General features: G+C 66.2%; 16 protein-coding genes. 7 read left to right on the forward strand and 9 right to left on the reverse strand.

The features are described 5' to 3' along the window. The first annotated feature begins 155 nt into the window (after positions 1-155). On the forward strand, positions 156-794 hold the full coding sequence (locus tag A5736_RS02320) for a class I SAM-dependent methyltransferase (protein ID WP_076244314.1): 639 nt from the start codon (positions 156-158) through the stop codon (positions 792-794). Here A5736_RS02320 and A5736_RS02325 read toward each other — a convergent pair. Continuing rightward, positions 791-1,486, reverse strand: coding sequence for a histidine phosphatase family protein (locus A5736_RS02325; RefSeq protein WP_369804987.1), 696 nt, complete (start codon positions 1,484-1,486; stop codon positions 791-793). The two genes, A5736_RS02320 and A5736_RS02325, sit on opposite strands and share 4 nt — an antisense overlap. Before the next feature lie 95 nt (positions 1,487-1,581). On the opposite strand from A5736_RS02325, the gene A5736_RS02330 reads away from it, so the two are divergent. Continuing rightward, the gene (locus tag A5736_RS02330; RefSeq protein WP_076244316.1) at positions 1,582-2,505 is read left to right on the forward strand and encodes a TIGR03619 family F420-dependent LLM class oxidoreductase; all 924 of its coding nucleotides are present in this window, start codon (positions 1,582-1,584) and stop codon (positions 2,503-2,505) included. Positions 2,506-2,511: 6 nt separating this feature from the next. On the opposite strand, the gene A5736_RS02335 is transcribed toward A5736_RS02330, so the two are convergent. The 4 genes from A5736_RS02335 to A5736_RS02350 form a co-directional block, all read right to left on the reverse strand. After that, positions 2,512-2,994, reverse strand: a complete 483-nt coding sequence (locus tag A5736_RS02335; protein ID WP_076244354.1) for a hypothetical protein — start codon at positions 2,992-2,994, stop codon at positions 2,512-2,514. Positions 2,995-3,076: 82 nt separating this feature from the next. After that, positions 3,077-5,002, reverse strand: coding sequence for an alpha/beta hydrolase (locus A5736_RS02340; RefSeq protein WP_076244317.1), 1,926 nt, complete (start codon positions 5,000-5,002; stop codon positions 3,077-3,079). Beyond that, a complete protein-coding gene (locus A5736_RS27155) occupies positions 4,984-5,109 on the reverse strand; it encodes a DUF2563 family protein (protein WP_371328352.1) in 126 nt (41 codons plus the stop codon). Before A5736_RS27155 ends, A5736_RS02340 begins: the two co-directional genes overlap by 19 nt. Before the next feature lie 146 nt (positions 5,110-5,255). After that, the gene (locus A5736_RS02350) at positions 5,256-5,855 is read right to left on the reverse strand and encodes a chitin-binding protein (protein ID WP_076244319.1); all 600 of its coding nucleotides are present in this window, start codon (positions 5,853-5,855) and stop codon (positions 5,256-5,258) included. Between the two features lie 268 nt (positions 5,856-6,123). Here A5736_RS02350 and htpG point away from each other — a divergent pair, with 268 nt between their 5' ends. Next, on the forward strand, positions 6,124-8,058 hold the full coding sequence (gene htpG, locus A5736_RS02355; RefSeq protein ID WP_076244321.1) for a molecular chaperone HtpG: 1,935 nt from the start codon (positions 6,124-6,126) through the stop codon (positions 8,056-8,058). Between the two features lie 82 nt (positions 8,059-8,140). After that, positions 8,141-8,359, forward strand: coding sequence for a hypothetical protein (locus A5736_RS02360; RefSeq protein WP_076122376.1), 219 nt, complete (start codon positions 8,141-8,143; stop codon positions 8,357-8,359). A 6-nt stretch (positions 8,360-8,365) separates the two neighbouring features. On the opposite strand, the gene A5736_RS02365 is transcribed toward A5736_RS02360, so the two are convergent. Further along, complete coding sequence (locus A5736_RS02365; protein ID WP_139333084.1) at positions 8,366-9,964, reverse strand: Nramp family divalent metal transporter; 1,599 nt, start codon at positions 9,962-9,964, stop codon at positions 8,366-8,368. Between the two features lie 77 nt (positions 9,965-10,041). Continuing rightward, positions 10,042-11,367 carry a magnesium transporter MgtE N-terminal domain-containing protein gene (locus tag A5736_RS02370; protein ID WP_076244325.1) on the reverse strand — a complete coding sequence of 442 codons (1,326 nt, stop codon included), beginning with the start codon at positions 11,365-11,367 and terminating at the stop codon, positions 10,042-10,044. A gap of 192 nt (positions 11,368-11,559) precedes the next feature. Here A5736_RS02370 and A5736_RS02375 point away from each other — a divergent pair, with 192 nt between their 5' ends. The 3 genes from A5736_RS02375 to A5736_RS02385 all read left to right on the forward strand — a co-directional run bounded on the left by A5736_RS02375 (position 11,560) and on the right by A5736_RS02385 (position 14,353). After that, the gene (locus tag A5736_RS02375) at positions 11,560-11,919 is read left to right on the forward strand and encodes a VOC family protein (protein WP_076244357.1); all 360 of its coding nucleotides are present in this window, start codon (positions 11,560-11,562) and stop codon (positions 11,917-11,919) included. 116 nt (positions 11,920-12,035) lie between these two features. Beyond that, a complete protein-coding gene (locus A5736_RS02380; protein ID WP_076122439.1) occupies positions 12,036-12,824 on the forward strand; it encodes an acyl-CoA thioesterase domain-containing protein in 789 nt (262 codons plus the stop codon). Then, the gene (locus A5736_RS02385) at positions 12,821-14,353 is read left to right on the forward strand and encodes a class I adenylate-forming enzyme family protein (RefSeq protein ID WP_076244327.1); all 1,533 of its coding nucleotides are present in this window, start codon (positions 12,821-12,823) and stop codon (positions 14,351-14,353) included. The genes A5736_RS02380 and A5736_RS02385 overlap by 4 nt, the downstream gene beginning before the upstream one ends. Positions 14,354-14,358: 5 nt before the next feature. On the opposite strand, the gene A5736_RS02390 is transcribed toward A5736_RS02385, so the two are convergent. Both A5736_RS02390 and A5736_RS02395 read right to left on the reverse strand, forming a co-directional pair. Continuing rightward, positions 14,359-15,219 (reverse strand): DMT family transporter, encoded by an 861-nt coding sequence (locus A5736_RS02390; protein WP_076244328.1) that lies wholly within the window; start codon positions 15,217-15,219, stop codon positions 14,359-14,361. A 205-nt stretch (positions 15,220-15,424) separates the two neighbouring features. After that, positions 15,425-15,817, reverse strand: a complete 393-nt coding sequence (locus tag A5736_RS02395) for a hypothetical protein (RefSeq protein WP_076244330.1) — start codon at positions 15,815-15,817, stop codon at positions 15,425-15,427. Positions 15,818-15,829 lie beyond the last annotated feature (12 nt).

The raw sequence follows: 15,829 nt of genomic DNA on the forward strand, positions 1-15,829 counted from the left end.
CCCCCGGCCCCCCAGGTCCGCCGGGTCCATTGGCGGCCCGGGCGGGCCTGGTGGTCCTGGCGGGCCTGGGGGACCCGGTGGGCCAGGTGGCCCGGGCCGCTAGGCGAACTTGATCGCAGTTACCCGCGCATCTGGCGCCGGGGCACAATGAGCGCATGACGGCACCGCAACGCCGGGGACTCAACAGCGTGGTCACGCGGCTATGGAGTTTCCTGGCCCCGGCCTACGACCTGCCGATTCTGCAGCAGTGGGTGTACCGCCCGCCGCACGACGAGGTCATCGCGCAGTTACGCGAGCACGGAGCCCGCCGGATCGCTGACATCGCCTGCGGCACAGGCATTCTCAGCGACCGGATCCAGCGCGAACTGCAACCCGATGAGATCTATGGGATCGACATGTCCGACGGCATGCTCGAGAAAGCCCGCGCTAGGTCCGACCGGGTGAAATGGCTGCGCGGTCCGGCCGAACAGCTGCCCTTCGGCGAGGGGGCCCTGGACGCCGTGGTGACGACGTCGGCGTTTCACTTCTTCGACCAGCCGGCGGCGCTGCGGGAATTCCACCGCGTGCTGGCCCCCGGCGGCCTGGTGGCCGTCAGCGCCCTAAGCACTCGGCAACCGCGGCTGCAGGCTTCGGCGGCCAACAGGTGGAAACCTCAGCACAACGCGTCGCCAACCGAGATGCGGTCGTTGTTCGAGAACGCGGGGTTCACCGTCACCGATCAGCACCGTATCCCGAGACCGCTGTGGACGCAGATCGTGTCCGATCTGATCACCGTCGGCACCAAGAGCCCCTAGCACTGCGGGGGATCGGCATCCCAGTCGGTCAATGTCCAGCCGTCGGAGGGATTTCCGGTGATCACCACGCGCCCGACGTTCGGCAGCGGCTTGGCGGTCAGCTGCGGCGGGACATTGCGGACATTCATCAGCATCCAGAACATGATCGCCGCGCTGTGCGAGAAGGCGACGGGGTTCTGCTCGCCGCTGTCATAAATCTGTTGGACGGCAGCGTCGAACCGCGCGTCGAACTCGTTGCCGTCCACCGAGCCCGGGATCCGCGCGCTCCGGTCACCCTGCAGCCATCGCCGGGGTGCGGCGAAGTACGTCTGCGGGATGTCGGCCTCGGGGGTGCCCTCGTACTGGCCCGCCTCAATCTCCCGCAGCCCGGGCAGCACGGTGACGGCTTCGCCCAGCGCCTGCGCCGTCGGTGTGGCCGTCTCCTGCGTGCGGATCAGGGGCGAGGCGTAGATGCCGTCGTAGTGATTGGGGGCCAATTGGGTGGCCGCGAGCGTCGCCTGACACCACCCCTTGGGGGTTATGTCCGGGCCGGGGATTGAAGTGTCGATCAAACCGGACGCGTTGGCCGCCGACTGGGCATGTCGCACTAGCGTCAACGTAATGGTGCGGGGGCCCGTCGCATGCGCCGAGCCGCAGCCCGCGCCCAGCACCGAGACGGCGACGACCGCGACGAAACGCCGCAGGGTTAGCACGATTTCACCGGATTCACGCGAGCAGTCTAAAGCCCGCGGCCCGTTATCGGACACCCGACGGGTACTGCCAACTGTCGACCCGACATCATGGCGGGATGAAGTTGGCATTCGGCCTGCCGCACACGCTGGAGTTGCCGGCGATGACGGCCGACTGGGAGTTCGCGGTCACGGGACCGCAGCAAGCGGCGATGCTCAAGCGCGCAGATGAGCTGGGCTACGACATGGTCACGGTGCCTGAGCATTTCGTCGTCCCGCATTCGCATCTGGAGCTGTCCGGCCCGTTTTATCTGCATTCGACGGTCGCGCAGGCGTTCATCGCGGGGGCGACACAGCGAATCCGCGTCAATTCGAGCGTGACGATCCTGCCGTTGCACCATCCGGTGGTGCTGGCCAAAGCGCTGGCGACCGCGGACTGGATGAGCGGCGGGCGCATCACCGCGACGTTCGGGGTTGGTTGGGACGCAGAGGAATTCGATGCGCTAGGCGTGCCGTTCCGTCAGCGGGGTCGCATCGCCGACGAGTACCTTCAGGCGATGGTCGAACTGTGGACAAGCGAGTCGCCCAGTTTTGCCGGCAAGTATGTGTCTTTCGGCGACATCGCGTTCGCGCCGAAGCCGGTGCAGCGCCCGCATCTGCCGATCTGGATCGCCGGTGACGCGGACGCGGCGCTGAAGCGGGCGGCGCGGTTCGCATCCGGGTGGTGGCCGTTTCTGTCCAAGGTCGAAGACGTTCCGGCCAAGATCGACTTCATCAAATCGCAGCCCACGTACGACGGCAGGCCGTTCGACGTCATGTATCCGCTGGGAATGGGCAGAGTCGGGGAGGGCCACGTCGCTGCGGACGATCCGAATTATCGCCCTGGGATGGGCAAACAAGAGATCATCGACCAGCTTTGCCGATTCGGCGAACTCGGCGTGACGTTCAGCTCGGTCCCTCCGCCGCGGCTGAACGGACCGGAGGAATATCTGGACTACGCGCAGTGGGTGATCGAGGAAATCAAACCGCACGTTGGGCATTGAGCATCGTCAATGCAATTGGTCGGTGATCTTCACCCAGTTGGTCTTGCCATCGTTGTGGTGATCGGTCATGTTCCGGCACTCGCCGTAGAGCTGGATGCGGTTCCAGCCGGGGTTCGGCCCCGCGGACATGACCGCCATGACGCCGTTCCTGTTGATCACCCGTCCGTTCGGGCGCAATCCGGGCGGGGGTCCGTCGGTCCACCCGTGTGCGACCATCGTTGCGGCGATTTGATTGAAGAACGTGTCCGGGTCGACCTCGGCGGGATACCCCTTGCGGTCATCCGTCGGCAGTTTGAAGCTCATCTCGACGACCCCACGGTAGGGCGGCTCCCCCTGGTCGTTGCACGATTGAAACACGAAGCCCCCGTACACGTCTGGGAGGCTCACCTGCTGCGCGATTTGCTTGGCTGCGTCGACAACCTGAGCTTGGGTTTGGTCATCGGATAGCGGGTTGGCCGGATGGTCAATGTCGTGCCGGTCAGGAAACATCAGCGAACACCCTCCCGTGGCGATCGACAGGACGAGGACTAGCGCAGTGAAGATCACGGAACGCCATGGCATTTGGCGGCGATCAGCGGGGGGCGTACGTGGGGTAGGCATGGTTGTCGTTGATCGTATCGCGTGGGCGATCGTGTTCGGGGTCGATATATGCAGGTATACCGGGTATTCGGAACGGCCCGATGTGTGGTTGGCGCCGGCCGTCCGCGAGTAGCCCGTCGGTCGCCAGGTGGTTGGATTGGCCGCTGGCGATGTCGGTCATGCTGCGCAGCGCCTCGCTGCCCATGTCGTAGTAGTGCGAATGGTCGTGCCGGTCCATGTCCGTGGAGCCCGCCACTTCGGCGTGGAAGCGGATCGATCCGTATCCGTCGCCGGCCGGATCGCGGCCCAGCCCGGCGTCGTACGGAACGGGGAGTCCGTGGTCCCTGAGCTTGCCCTTGAGCCATTCTTCGGGCAGGCCGCTGCCCTGGCCGATCCAGCTGACCGGGTCGGTGGAGGCCGAGCCGACGTAGACATGCCCGCCATCGAGGTGGAAGTCTGCGGCGCTATGCGCCAGATCCGTTCCCGGACAACCGATCAGCACGGCGTCGTTGGCGTGCATGTTGCTGTGCGCAAACGCGTCGGCGACGGTGGTCGACCCGTAGGAGTGCCCGATGACCGTGATGTGCTCGGGCGTGAGGCTGTTGTGGGTTACCCACAGGCCGTTGACGTCGGCGGCGAGCAGATCGCCACCGGCCCTTGCCAGCCCGGGTTCACTGACCCGGACATCGGAGAAGCCGTGCGGCGCTTCATAACCCATCCACGCGATCACGGACGTGTAGTGGTGTTCCGGGTCGGCCGCCAGGGACTGGTCGTAGAGGTTGGTCGCATCTTGGTGTCCCGACATCCAGCCCTGCTGCACACTGCTGCCGGTGCCCGGGACGATGATCGCGGTGTTGCGCGCGTAGTCGGGATTGCCGATCGCGATCGCCGCCCTGCCCCAGCCGTTGAACGCCAACGGGTCGTAGGCCCAGAGCATGACGGGTCGTTGGTTGGGGCCTTCCGGCCCTCTGTCGTAGTTCAATCCGTCACGCGTCTTTACAGCGTTGCCATAGCGCGTGACCTCGGTGCCCGAAAGGCCATATAGTCCCGGGTTGGCGAGGACGTCCGTGACGGACACCCCGCGCTGTTTGGCGATGTTCTCGACGAGGTTGATGTCGTCATTCATCACCGCTTGGTTGACGGCGTCGCGGGCGATGGCGTTGATTCCGTTGAGGTTTCCCAGCTGCGGTGGGTGCTCAGCAATCAGCTGATCCCGTTGTTGCTGGCTCAGCGAATCCCACCACTTCTTCACATCTTCGGGCTTGGTATTGGGTGGCGGAATCTGAGGTGCTACACCCAAGCCCTGGATGGCCGGCGGCTCGTATCCGTCGCCGCGCACCGTGGCCAGTGATTTCTGCAGACAGTCCGAGTAACCGTTGCGCAGCGAGACGAGTTGGCCCAGCGTTGATTTGGTGTCGTCGATCGCTTCTTGTTCAAGATGAGTGATCAGCGTGTCGAGCGCGGACTTATCGGCCGCGCTGAGGTGGATGTCTTTCTCCGCTTCGACCGCCTGGCCGATCTCGTTGTCGAGCTGTTGTAGTTGGCCCTCCAGGTTTGAGATCTGCACCGCGCCGGTTCGCTGCGCTTCGGCTAGGGCGGCGGCGATGTTTTCCAGCTCGACGCCGATTTTCGGCAGCTGTACGGACTGGGCGCCCAGCGCTTTGGACACGCGCTGCACTTCGGCGGAGTCGTTGATCGGATTCTCGCCGTTGTCCCGATTCCAGGACGCCTCGAAGCGGCGGCGGGCTTCATCGAAGGCGGCGCTGGACTCGGTGGTGGAGCGGCCCGCGGCGTGAAACGCCTCCGCCAGGTCGGAGATTTGAGCCGGGCGGCCGGCCTGCAGGCTGTGGTTGATCGCCCAGGGATCACCACCGGCTTCGGCGACGAGCGCCGCGACGCTTATGTAACGCAGCTGCATCGCACCGCGCGCAGTTTCGCGACGCTGCGCTCATCCATGCCGGCGAAATCCGTGGCAGCATAGTGCGCCTCGCGGCCCAGCGACTCGTTGGATCCCGAGTGCAGCATCTGCCTGCCGACGACCACCGCTTCCCCTTCTCGAGCTCGAGACAACGCTACTACCGCCGCCGTGGCCGTCAATTCACCTCGGCAGCTACGCCGACGCCGACGCCCGCCTCACCGAGTGGCAAGGCGGGCGCCTTTGAGGTGGCTTTTTACAGCGGGATCCAGACCCCGAAGAACCAGAATCCCCACTGGTTGAAGCCGGGGTCCCAGACGGGAGTCTCCTGGTAGCCCCAGTAGTTGATCGGACCGTAGCCCCACTGTCCGCCGGGCGGTGGGAGGGGGCGGTCCCACGCGGGCCGCGGCGGCTCACCCCATCCCCACGGTGCGGGTCCGTCACCCCAAGGGGCTGCATGGAAGTAGCCACGGTGCGGGTCGCCGCGCCACGGGCCGGGTCCGCCCGGCCCGCCCGGCCCACCGGGCCCGCCGGGGCCACCGGGGCCGTTCGGGTGGTAGTCCCCGGGGCCGCCCGGGCCGCCAGGTCCGCCCGGGCCGCCCGGACCGTGGCCACCGGGTCCGCCGGGACCATTCTGGCCGTGGTCGCCGGGGCCGCCCGGGTTCCCGGGCCCACCGGGATTGCCCGGCCCGCCAGGACCGCCGGGCCCACCGGGTCCGGGCGGATCATGCGGAGCGCCTGGAGCCAGCGGCGGCGAGGCCGGAGCCGCATACGCCGTGCCCGCGCCGACACCCAGCACCGCTGCACCGAGAGCGCCGGCGATGGTTCCCCCCGCGATCAGTTGCTTCAAATTCATGGTCCGTCACCCGTCTCTAGTTGCTTGATTCCCCCTACGCCCACCGACGCTAGGAAGCCCTGCTATGCGTGCGCTGTGATCCGGACGTGCAGACTCTTTGCGGGGCGACGCCGGCGCCGGCCGTTTTGGAGCGCACGGGACGGCGTTTCGCCTGGTTGTCGGCGGTTATGTCGGCGCGCGCTCGAGCTCGTCGAATGAGCGAATGTTTGAGGCCCCCCACCCTTCACAGATTCAGATCTCGGTAGATTTTGGTTTTATGTCGAATCGCATGAACGCCGGTGTAGAGCAGTTGGAGTTTCAGGCTGAGGCACGACAACTGCTCGACTTGATGGTCCACTCGGTCTACTCCAACAAAGACTCGTTTCTGCGGGAGTTGATCTCGAACGCATCCGACGCACTCGACAAGCTGCGCCTCGAAGCGTTCCGCAACAAAGACCTCGACGTCGACACCTCCGATCTGCACATCGACATCGAGGTCGACAAGGGCGCCCGCACGTTGACCGTCCGCGACAACGGCATCGGCATGACACGCGCCGAGGTCGTGGACCTGATCGGGACGCTGGCCAAGTCCGGTACCGCCGAGCTGCGCCAGCAGCTGCGCGAGGCCAAGAACGCGGCCGCTTCCGAGGAATTGATCGGGCAGTTCGGTATCGGCTTCTACTCGTCGTTCATGGTGGCCGACAAGGTCGAGCTGCTCACCCGCAAGGCCGGCGAGAGCGAGGCCACCCGGTGGGCGTCGAGCGGCGAGGGCACCTACACCATCGAATCCGTCGAGGATGCCCCGCAGGGAACGTCGGTCACGCTGCACCTCAAGCCCGAAGACAAAGAGGACGAGCTACACGACTACACCGCGGACTGGATGATCAGGAGCCTGGTCAAGAAGTACTCCGACTTCATTGCCTGGCCGATCCGGATGGAAGTCGAGCGGCGGACCCCGCCCGGCGAGGAGGGCGGCGAGGAGGTCGTCACCCTCGAAACCGAGACCCTCAACTCGATGAAGGCGCTGTGGGCCAGGCCCAAGGACGAAGTGTCCGACGAGGAGTACAAGGAGTTCTACAAGCACATCGCGCACGCGTGGGACGACCCGCTCGAGGTCATCGCGATGCGAGCCGAGGGCACCTTCGAATACCAGGCCCTGCTGTTCATCCCGACCCACGCCCCGTTCGACCTCTTCAACCGCGACGCCAGCGTCGGGATACAGCTTTACGTCAAGCGCGTGTTCATCATGGGCGACTGCGATCAGCTCATGCCCGCGTATCTGCGGTTCATCAAGGGCGTCGTCGACGCACAGGACATGTCGCTCAACGTTTCTCGCGAAATCCTGCAGCAGGATCGGCAAATCAACGCGATCCGTCGCCGCCTGACCAAGAAGGTTCTCTCCACGATCAAGGATCTGCAGTCCGAGCGCCCGGAGGACTACCGCACGTTTTGGACTCAGTTCGGCAGGGTCCTCAAAGAGGGCCTGCTGTCGGACTTCGACAATCAGGACACGCTGCTGCGCGTCTCCTCGTTCGCGTCGACGCACAGCGAGGAAGAAGCCACCACCCTGGCCGAGTACGTCGAGCGCATGAAGGAGGGGCAGGAGCAGATCTTCTACGCGACCGGTGAGTCACGTCAGCAGATCTTGAAGTCGCCGCACCTCGAGGCGTTCAAGGCCAAGGGCTACGAGGTGTTGCTGCTCACCGACCCGGTCGACGAGATCTGGGTGGGGACGGTGACCGAGTTCGACGGGAAACCGCTCCAGTCGGTGGCCAAGGGTGAGGTGGATCTGGCCGCCGAAGAGGAGCAAAGCGAGGCCGAGCGCGAGGAGCAGGAGAAAGAGTTCGCCGACCTGCTGGCCTGGCTGAAGGAAACCCTGAGTGAGCATGTGAAGGAAGTCCGGCTGTCAACCCGGCTGACCGAGTCGCCGGCCTGCCTGATCACCGATGCCTTCGGCATTACACCGGCCCTCGCGCGGATGTACCGCGCCTCCGGGCAGGCGGTTCCGGTCGGGAAGCGGATTCTCGAACTCAACCCGAGCCACCCGCTGATCACCGGTTTGCGGCAGGCGCAGCAACAGGCGGACGATGATGCCGCGCGCGCCGAGGTAGCCGAAACTGCCGAACTGCTTTATGGCACAGCGCTTCTCGCCGAAGGCGGTGCCCTCGAGGATCCGGCGAGGTTCGCCGAGCTGCTCGCGGGCCGGCTGGCGCGCACGGTCTAGCTTGGTCGAGATTCCCTTCCCGGCACTTGTCGGCGGGCATTACTTGCGATTGAATGCCGATAAGAAGGGATAACCACACCGTATGGCCAGGTTTCGAGTTGTCGGCCCGCACGGCGAAATCATCGCGACCAGGGATTTCGCCAGCGCTGAGGCTGCGCACGCCTGGTTTACGAACTCCATTGCCCGCACCTCCGAGCTCGGTTGGCGCATGGAGGTCGACGACGAGGGGGAGTGGGCCTCCTTCGATGACACCGGGGGCTTTACCGCCCCGGCCAGCCGCCCGCCGCGGTCGCGCCGATAGATCGCACTATCCGCGGCTGACCTGGATTGCCTTGACCACCAGCAGCAGCGCTCCCAGGACCAGGTAGGCGCGCAAGGCGATCATGCCGAGCCGGGTGCCCGGTGACCAGGTGACCGGCTCCAAGAGGGTCAGCGGTGGCATCCGCCAATGGGTGCGGTCCACGCCGCGCGCCGGGAGCTTGGCGGCCGGTGGCGTGGGTTGCCGACGGGCCATCCAGCGCAGCGCCGGTGCGGCCGCGGCGGCGAGCAGCACCAACGTCAGGGCCAGGTAGCCGGCGATGGCGACGACGTCGATGCCGGGGAACAGGGTAGTGGCCATCAGAATCCCCGACAGCAGTAACAGGGTGCCGACGATCAACCCCGCGACCCAGTTGAGCCAGGGCCGATTCACCCAGGGCCCCAACACTTCCCGGTCGTTGCACAACAGCAGGAGAAACACGCTGGCACTGGGCAACAGCAGACCGGCGAGGGCTTGCACCGCGGTGGTGATCAGCCCGAGCGGGGCGCCGGGAATCAGCACGATGGCCGCGGCCAGCACCACCATCGCGGTGTAGGACAGGTAGAACTGTTTGGCGTCGGCGAAACCGCGGTGCAGCGAATGCTTGAGGCCGAACACGTCGCCGAAGGCGTAACTGGTCGCCAGGGTGACCGCGGCCGCGCCGATGATCGACGCGTCCATCAGCACGATCGCAAAGAACGAGCCGAGCGTCGCGCTGTGCTGGCCGAGCAGGTGGGCGATGTCGCCGGCGTCGGTGAAACGGCCGACGGTGTTGGTGGAGCGTGCTGCCCAGTCGCCGGTCATGAGCAGTGCCGCGGCGCCGACGATCACGACGAAGGCCCCCAACACGGTGTCGGCGCGCTCGTAGCCCATGAATCGGGGCGTGATGCGTTTGTCGACGACGTTGGACTGCTGGAAGAAGAGCTGCCACGGCGCCACGGTGGTGCCGACGATGGCAATGATCAGCAGCACCGCATCCGAGCTCACGCCGCCCGAGATGCTTGGCACCACAAACGACTTCGCCGCATGGGTCCACTGCGGATGCGACATGAGCAGCATCGGGATCTGCAGCAGGGTGACGGCGATGAAGACGAACATCGCTCGCTCCCAACGCCGGAAGCTGCCGCTCGCCATGATCGCAACCAATGCGACCGCCGAGATCGGCACCACAACGTATTTCGAGACGCCGATGTAGTCGGCGGCCAGGGTGATCCCGATAAACTCGGTGACGATCGTCAAGAAGTTGAGCAGGAACAGGTCGCCGACGGAGAACCAGCCCCACCCGCGACCGAAACGTTCGTTGATCAACCGGGCGTGCCCGACGCCGGTGACCGCGCCCAGCCGGACCACCATCTCCTGGTTGACGATCAGCACCGGGATGAGCAGCAACAGCACCCACAGCAGGGAGTAGCCGTAGTTCTGGCCGGCTTGGGCATAGGTGGCCACCCCGCCGGCGTCGTTGTCGCCGACCATCACGATGATCCCCGGGCCGACGATTGCCAGCAGGGTCAGCAGCCTACTCTTCAGGGTGCGGGCATGGTCGGTCTCGCCGACGCTGATGCGCCCGAACGCGCCCTCGATATCACCCAGGTGCTTGCTGTCGAGCACCGCGGTACGCCGCACCTCACGCGGTTCAACGCCGGGACCCGACGCTCCCGCGACTGCGGCGTTATCGTCGCCGGAGCTCACGTAGTTTCCCCTCTCGGCACCGACGCGTTGTCCTCATCGCTGGTGATGTCGCGGATCGGTCGTGGCGCGGGCTCGCGGCGTCGCCAGTCCTCTGGGATGGTGGCCTCCAGCACGTCGTCGACCGTGACCACCCCGAGCATGCGGTCCTGCTCATCGACGACCGGGATGGAGTAGAGGTTGAAGTCGGCCATCAGCAGCGCGATGTCCGTCAGGTCGGCTTCGGATGCGACCCGGATCGGGTCGGAATCCATCAGTGCCCCAACGCTTTCGGCGGCGTCGGCCTGCAGCAGTGCGATCACCGACACCACACCGGCGAGGCGTTTGTCCTCGTCCAGGACATGCATTTTGACGAGCGCTTCGGGCTGGATGGCGCGGGCGTCGGCGATCAATGCGAGCGCGGTGCCGGCGGTTGCGGTAGCGGCGCAGGAGACGAAGTCGACGTTCATCAGCCCGCCGGCGCTGTCGGGGTTGAACCCCATCAGGGTGATCACCTTGGTGCGCTGCGGCGCCGGCATCAGGTCCAGCACGCGCCGGCGCCGCGATTGTCGAAGGTCTGCGATCGCGTCGGCGGCATCGTCGGCGCGCATCCGGCCCAGTAGCGCCGCGACCTCGTCGTCGGGCATGCGATCGAGTAATTGGCTCGCCTTGTCGGGGTCGAGCTCCTCGAAGACGTCGGCTTCCAATTCCGGGTCGCTGCGGACCCGATCGAGGATCTCGCCGCCCTCGGCCTTGTCTGCGTCCTCGAGCAGATCGGCGATCTCGGCGGGTTTGAATCCGCCGAACCGGCCCGACATGCGGCGGACCGCATCGGAGCGCGCGTGCCCGATCAGCGGTTCGAATGCCTTCCAATCGCGGGCCGCGTGGCCGCCGGAGCGCTTGATCAGCCCGAACAATAACGGCGGACGCCGGGTGTCCAGCCGTGCGAGCACCCACCCGGCGCCGGTGTCTTCCAGCTCGACGTCGTAGGCGCGCACCAGCTCCACGGCGGCCACATCGATCAACCGGTGCCCAAGCACGTCGGCGCGCAGCAGCACCTCGCCGTCGCGGCGCTCAAACCCGCGGAGGTCAATCTTGTTCTTGGCCAAGATAACTCGATCGGTAGCGTACTCGTGAATTGATTTGCTTCCGACGAACACTCGCCGGCCGCCCACCCCGGCGACGATCCCGGTCAGCAACGGGTACTCCTCGGCGCCGCGCAGTCGCACGATTACGTCTTCGACCCGGCCGACGGTCTCGCCGGAGCGGGCCAGCACCGGTGCGCGCAGCAGTTGCGAGAGATGGATGACCGGCAGCCCCCCGGCCGGCGTCTCTGATGTGCTCACTTGTCCTCCTCGACGCTGTGCGATGCCCCCGCGAGCGGGCCCGCACTGTGATGGCGCAAGTATCGTCGCTTGACCGGCTCGGCCGCCAGAGTGTACGCCCTGGTCGCGACGGCTTTCCACAGCCAACAGGTAAACGGTGTGAGGCCATTTGGGCGGCGTCCGGCGCCGCTGACACACTGTGGTGTGCCCGCGATTGATTTCACGTCGGTATCACCGATCGTCCCCGTCCGAGACCTTGACCGCGCGCTTGATCGTTACCGCCGGCTCGGATTTGATGCCCGCCCCTACGAAGGACCCGAGCGGTACGGTTTTGCCGATCGTGGATCGGTGTCGATTCACCTCACCGAGTGGGCCGAGCACGATCCCCTCCGCACGGCCGCGAGTGTGTACTTCTACGTCAGCGACGCTGACGCCGTCTACGCGGAATGGAAGGCGCTCGAGCACCTCGAAGGCCGCTTGATCGCTCCGCACGACACACCCTACGGCTTACGGGAATTCGTCTACGTCGATCCCGACGGCACCGCCCATCGTGTCGGCTCGCCGCGCGACTAGAAGGCAATACTGTAATATTCACGGTTCGTGGCTTTACGGGAGAGGGCAGGCATGCGGTGACCGAGACGAGAATCGTGCCCGACGACGTCGGCGCGGCGGCGGCGACACCGTACTTCGTGCGTGACGGAAGCCATTACGTACCAACCCAAATCGCGCGAGGAGGGTGGGGCCCGTCGCTCAGCGGCCACGTCGCCGGTGGCCTCTTGGGCTGGGCCGTCGAACAGGCCGTCGACGACCCCGAACTGCAACCTGCGCGGCTGACCGTCGACCTTCCCGCACCAACCGCACTGGAACCGATCGAGGTTCGGACCCGGGTGAGACACGAGCGACGGCGGCTGCGGCTCGTCGAGGCGGTCCTGATCCAGCACGACGCCCCGGTGGCGCGCGGGAGTGCGCTGTTTCTAAAGCGCGGCCCGCAACCCGACGGGGACGTGTGGTCACAGCCGGTGCAAATGCCGCGGCTGCCGATCGAGGAGGACGGCACCCACCCGTCGCTGTTCATGCGGACATATGGCTGGGGCGCGGGAGTCCAGAATCCCGATCCTGACTGGGTGAACGCGTCCGGGCAGAAATACACGTGGTTGCAGGAAACGCGCCCGTTGATCGACGGCGAGCCGTTCACGGCGTTTACGCGAGCGGCGATGGCCGCCGACGTCACGGCCGCAATCGCCAATTGGGGCACCCAGGCTCTGCAGTTCATTAACGTCGACTACACCCTGACCCTGAGCCGGCTGCCGGAAGGGCCGCACATCGGGCTGGCCGCGCTCACTCACTACAGCAACGAGGGGGTGGCCACGGGGTCGGCCGTTCTCGTCGACCACCAGGGTCCGGTTGGCAGTGCCGTGTCCGTCTCGCTCGCACACTCGGGATTCCGCCCACCGTCCGCCGATCAACTGAATAGATGACGTTCTGGGAGTTGATCGCCGGCGCGGCACAGCGCGACCCGAACCGCCGCGTGCTCGCCGATGAGCATGGCCGAAGCCTTACCGCGCGCGAGCTTTGTGATGCCGCGTGCGCGACGGCCGCGGCGTTCGCCGAACGGGGGATCGGCGCGGGAACGGTCGTGTCCTGGCAGCTGCCCACCACACTCGAAACCATGGTGGTCATGGCGGCACTCACCCGACTTGGCGCGGTGCAAAACCCGATAATTCCGATACTGCGGGAACGCGAAGTCGACTTCATTACCGGACAGCTGGCAACGGAATTCTTTGTAGCGCCTGAGTTTTGGCGCGGATTCGACCACGGCGGGCTTGCCCGGGATTTGTCGGCGGACAAGGGCTTCGAGGTCATCACCGTCGACCTGCAGACTCCGCCGGCCGTCGGCCAGCTGCGGCTGCCCCGCGGCACCGTCGATACCCTCACGGCGCCAACGGGATCCACCGGCGACGCCCGCTGGATCTACTACTCGTCGGGGACCACCGCGGCCCCCAAGGGGATCCGTCACACCGACGCGTCGGTGATCGCCGGCTCGACGGGCGTGGTGGGCATGGTCGGCGCGACGAGCCGCGACGTCGATCCGATTGCCTTCCCGATCGCGCACATTGGCGGCGCCGCGATGCTGGCCGCCGCGCTGCTGACTGGAATGCGGCTGGCGTTGTTCGAGGCATTCGATCCGGCGACGACGCCGTTTTCCATTGCGGCGCATAACCCTACCTTCCTCGGCACGGCGACACCGTTTTTTGTGGCTTTCCTCGAGGCCCAACGCGCTCACGGCGATCGGCCCCTGTTCCCCGCCCTGCGGGGCTGCCTGGCCGGAGGCGCACCCATCACGCCCGAACTGGGACGTCAGGTTCGCGAAACCTTCGGAGTCGGCGGGATCGCCAACGCCTGGGGGCTCACCGAGTTTCCCTGCGCCACCTCACCGTCTTTCACCGCCCCGCCGGAGGTCCTCGACCACACCGTGGGCCCGCCGGTATCGGGGGTCAGCGTCCGCGTGGTCGACAGCCGAGAAGTCGAACTGCCCGCCGGGCGTGAAGGCGAGTTGCGGCTCAAGGGCCCGCAATGCTTCCTGGGCTACGCGGACGCGACGCTAGACGCCGACGCATTCGACGGGGAGGGCTGGTTGCGCACCGGCGATCTCGGGCTGATCGATGCCGACGGCAACGTTCGCGTCACCGGCCGTATCAAGGATGCCATTATCCGCAACGCGGAGAACGTTTCCGCGGCCGAGATCGAAAACGTGCTTGTCACCCATCCGGCGGTCGCCGACGTCGCCGTCATCGGAGTGCCCGACCGTAGCGCCGGCGAGCGGGTCTGCGCGGTGGTGGTACCAACGTCAACCCACGGCGTGTCGCTGGAATCCCTTGTTCAGCACTGCCATTCGCACGGCCTCAGCCGCTACAAGCATCCCGAGCGTCTCGTGGTCGTCGATGCGCTGCCGCGCAACCAATTCGGAAAAGTGATCAAGAAAGAACTGCGCGAGACCTTAGGCTGAACGCGCTAGCCGGCCGATGCGGCGGCCTGCCCATGGGCCAGCGCCACCGTCGCGGCGATCATGACCGCGACCGACACGCCTAGTGCCACCAGGCCGGCATCGTTGGTGCTCATGGTTTCGCCGAGCACCGTGACGCCGAGAACCGATCCGACGATCGGCTCGGCGACGGTCACGGCGGGCAGCGACGCGGTCAGCGGGCCGGCCCGAAACGCCGACTGTTCCCACGCCGTCGCGGCGATCGCCAGCACCGCCCAAATGTATAGCTCGGGCATGCGCAGCAAGGGCATGATCCCGTGGCCAAGCTGGTCGACGACGCCCTTGGTCAACACCGAAAACAGGCCCCAGAGCGAACCCGACATCAGGCCCAACAACAGTGCGCTGGTCCACCCCGAGAAAATCCGGGCACCGATCACGCACAGGATCAGCGCCGGTCCCATGACGAGGGCCACGACACTCCACGTCTTGAATGATCCTCGCGGATTCCCGGCCTGCGGATCGCCGACGACAACCACCACCGTCACCGCGACCGCGAGGAGTACGGCCCAGATCACTTGCCGGCGAGTGACTTTGCGGTGGCTTGTCTTCGTACTGATGACCAACGCGAACAGCAGCGAGGTGACCAGTAACGCCTGCACGAGTACCACCGAACCGAGCGCGAGTGCCGCGGCCTGTAGCCCGAACCCGGCCGCGGCCACGAGGCTGCCGGCCCACCACTGCCGATCGCGGAGCAGCCGGCGAAACAGGGCCCACGTGCCGACGGGCTTGTCCGTGACTTGCTGGGCGGATCGCTGCTCGATCACATCTCCGATGGCCGTCGTCAACGCCGCTGCGACCGCGAGCAGGGCCGCGATGTCCGCCTTTGCCACTCAAACCTCCCGTGCGTTCGGGTGTGTTTACGCCGCCATAATCTCAACTGCCACACCAGTTTCCGCGTCAGGCGGTGGACGGTTGCCCGCCTCTTAGCGACAACTCGGGCGACCAGGCGGGACGCCGCCAACTACCGGTTGTCGCTCGGAGGCGGGCACAACGGACACCACCGCGGCCAGCGACGCATGTGGCGCATGTGACACGCTAGCTGTTGCGCCGGATTTTTAGCACCGTGGTGATCATCGGAATCTGCAGCGGCAGCCGGGCGAGGGCGGCGACTCGCATCGGCCAGGGCTTGCCCCACCACAAGCGGACCATGTTGACGTTGGCCGGGAACACTGCGACGAACAGCAGGGCCGCCGCGAGCGCCGCGGATCGCCGGGTGCGGCGCGGCAACAGCAGCGCACCGATCGATACCTCGGCAGCTCCCGACACGTAGGTGTACAGCCGCGGGTCTCCAGGCAGCTCCGCGGGAACGATCCCGTCGAACGGCTTGGGTGCCAGGAAGTGCAGGGTCCCGATGCCCATCAGCATCGCCGCGACGCGGTATGCCGCGGTCTGGGTCGTGTCGGGTTTTATGAGGGGGGTTGCGGTCATTGCGCGAGCGTA

The organism is Mycobacterium sp. SP-6446 (genome assembly GCF_001954045.1).
Lineage (GTDB): Bacteria > Actinomycetota > Actinomycetes > Mycobacteriales > Mycobacteriaceae > Mycobacterium.

What these genes read in the sequence shown, in the direction of transcription:
- htpG (WP_076244321.1), top strand. Translation starts at nt 6,124, where the DNA reads ATGAACGCCGGTGTAGAGCAGTTGGAGTTTCAGGCTGAGGCACGACAA.
- A5736_RS02330 (WP_076244316.1), top strand. Translation starts at nt 1,582, where the DNA reads ATGAAGTTGGCATTCGGCCTGCCGCACACGCTGGAGTTGCCGGCGATG.
- A5736_RS02385 (WP_076244327.1), top strand. Translation starts at nt 12,821, where the DNA reads ATGACGTTCTGGGAGTTGATCGCCGGCGCGGCACAGCGCGACCCGAAC.
- A5736_RS02320 (WP_076244314.1), top strand. Translation starts at nt 156, where the DNA reads ATGACGGCACCGCAACGCCGGGGACTCAACAGCGTGGTCACGCGGCTA.
- A5736_RS02335 (WP_076244354.1), bottom strand. Translation starts at nt 2,994, where the DNA reads ATGTTTCCTGACCGGCACGACATTGACCATCCGGCCAACCCGCTATCC.
- A5736_RS02340 (WP_076244317.1), bottom strand. Translation starts at nt 5,002, where the DNA reads ATGCAGCTGCGTTACATAAGCGTCGCGGCGCTCGTCGCCGAAGCCGGT.
- A5736_RS02350 (WP_076244319.1), bottom strand. Translation starts at nt 5,855, where the DNA reads ATGAATTTGAAGCAACTGATCGCGGGGGGAACCATCGCCGGCGCTCTC.
- A5736_RS02360 (WP_076122376.1), top strand. Translation starts at nt 8,141, where the DNA reads ATGGCCAGGTTTCGAGTTGTCGGCCCGCACGGCGAAATCATCGCGACC.
- A5736_RS27155 (WP_371328352.1), bottom strand. Translation starts at nt 5,109, where the DNA reads ATGCTGCACTCGGGATCCAACGAGTCGCTGGGCCGCGAGGCGCACTAT.
- A5736_RS02395 (WP_076244330.1), bottom strand. Translation starts at nt 15,817, where the DNA reads ATGACCGCAACCCCCCTCATAAAACCCGACACGACCCAGACCGCGGCA.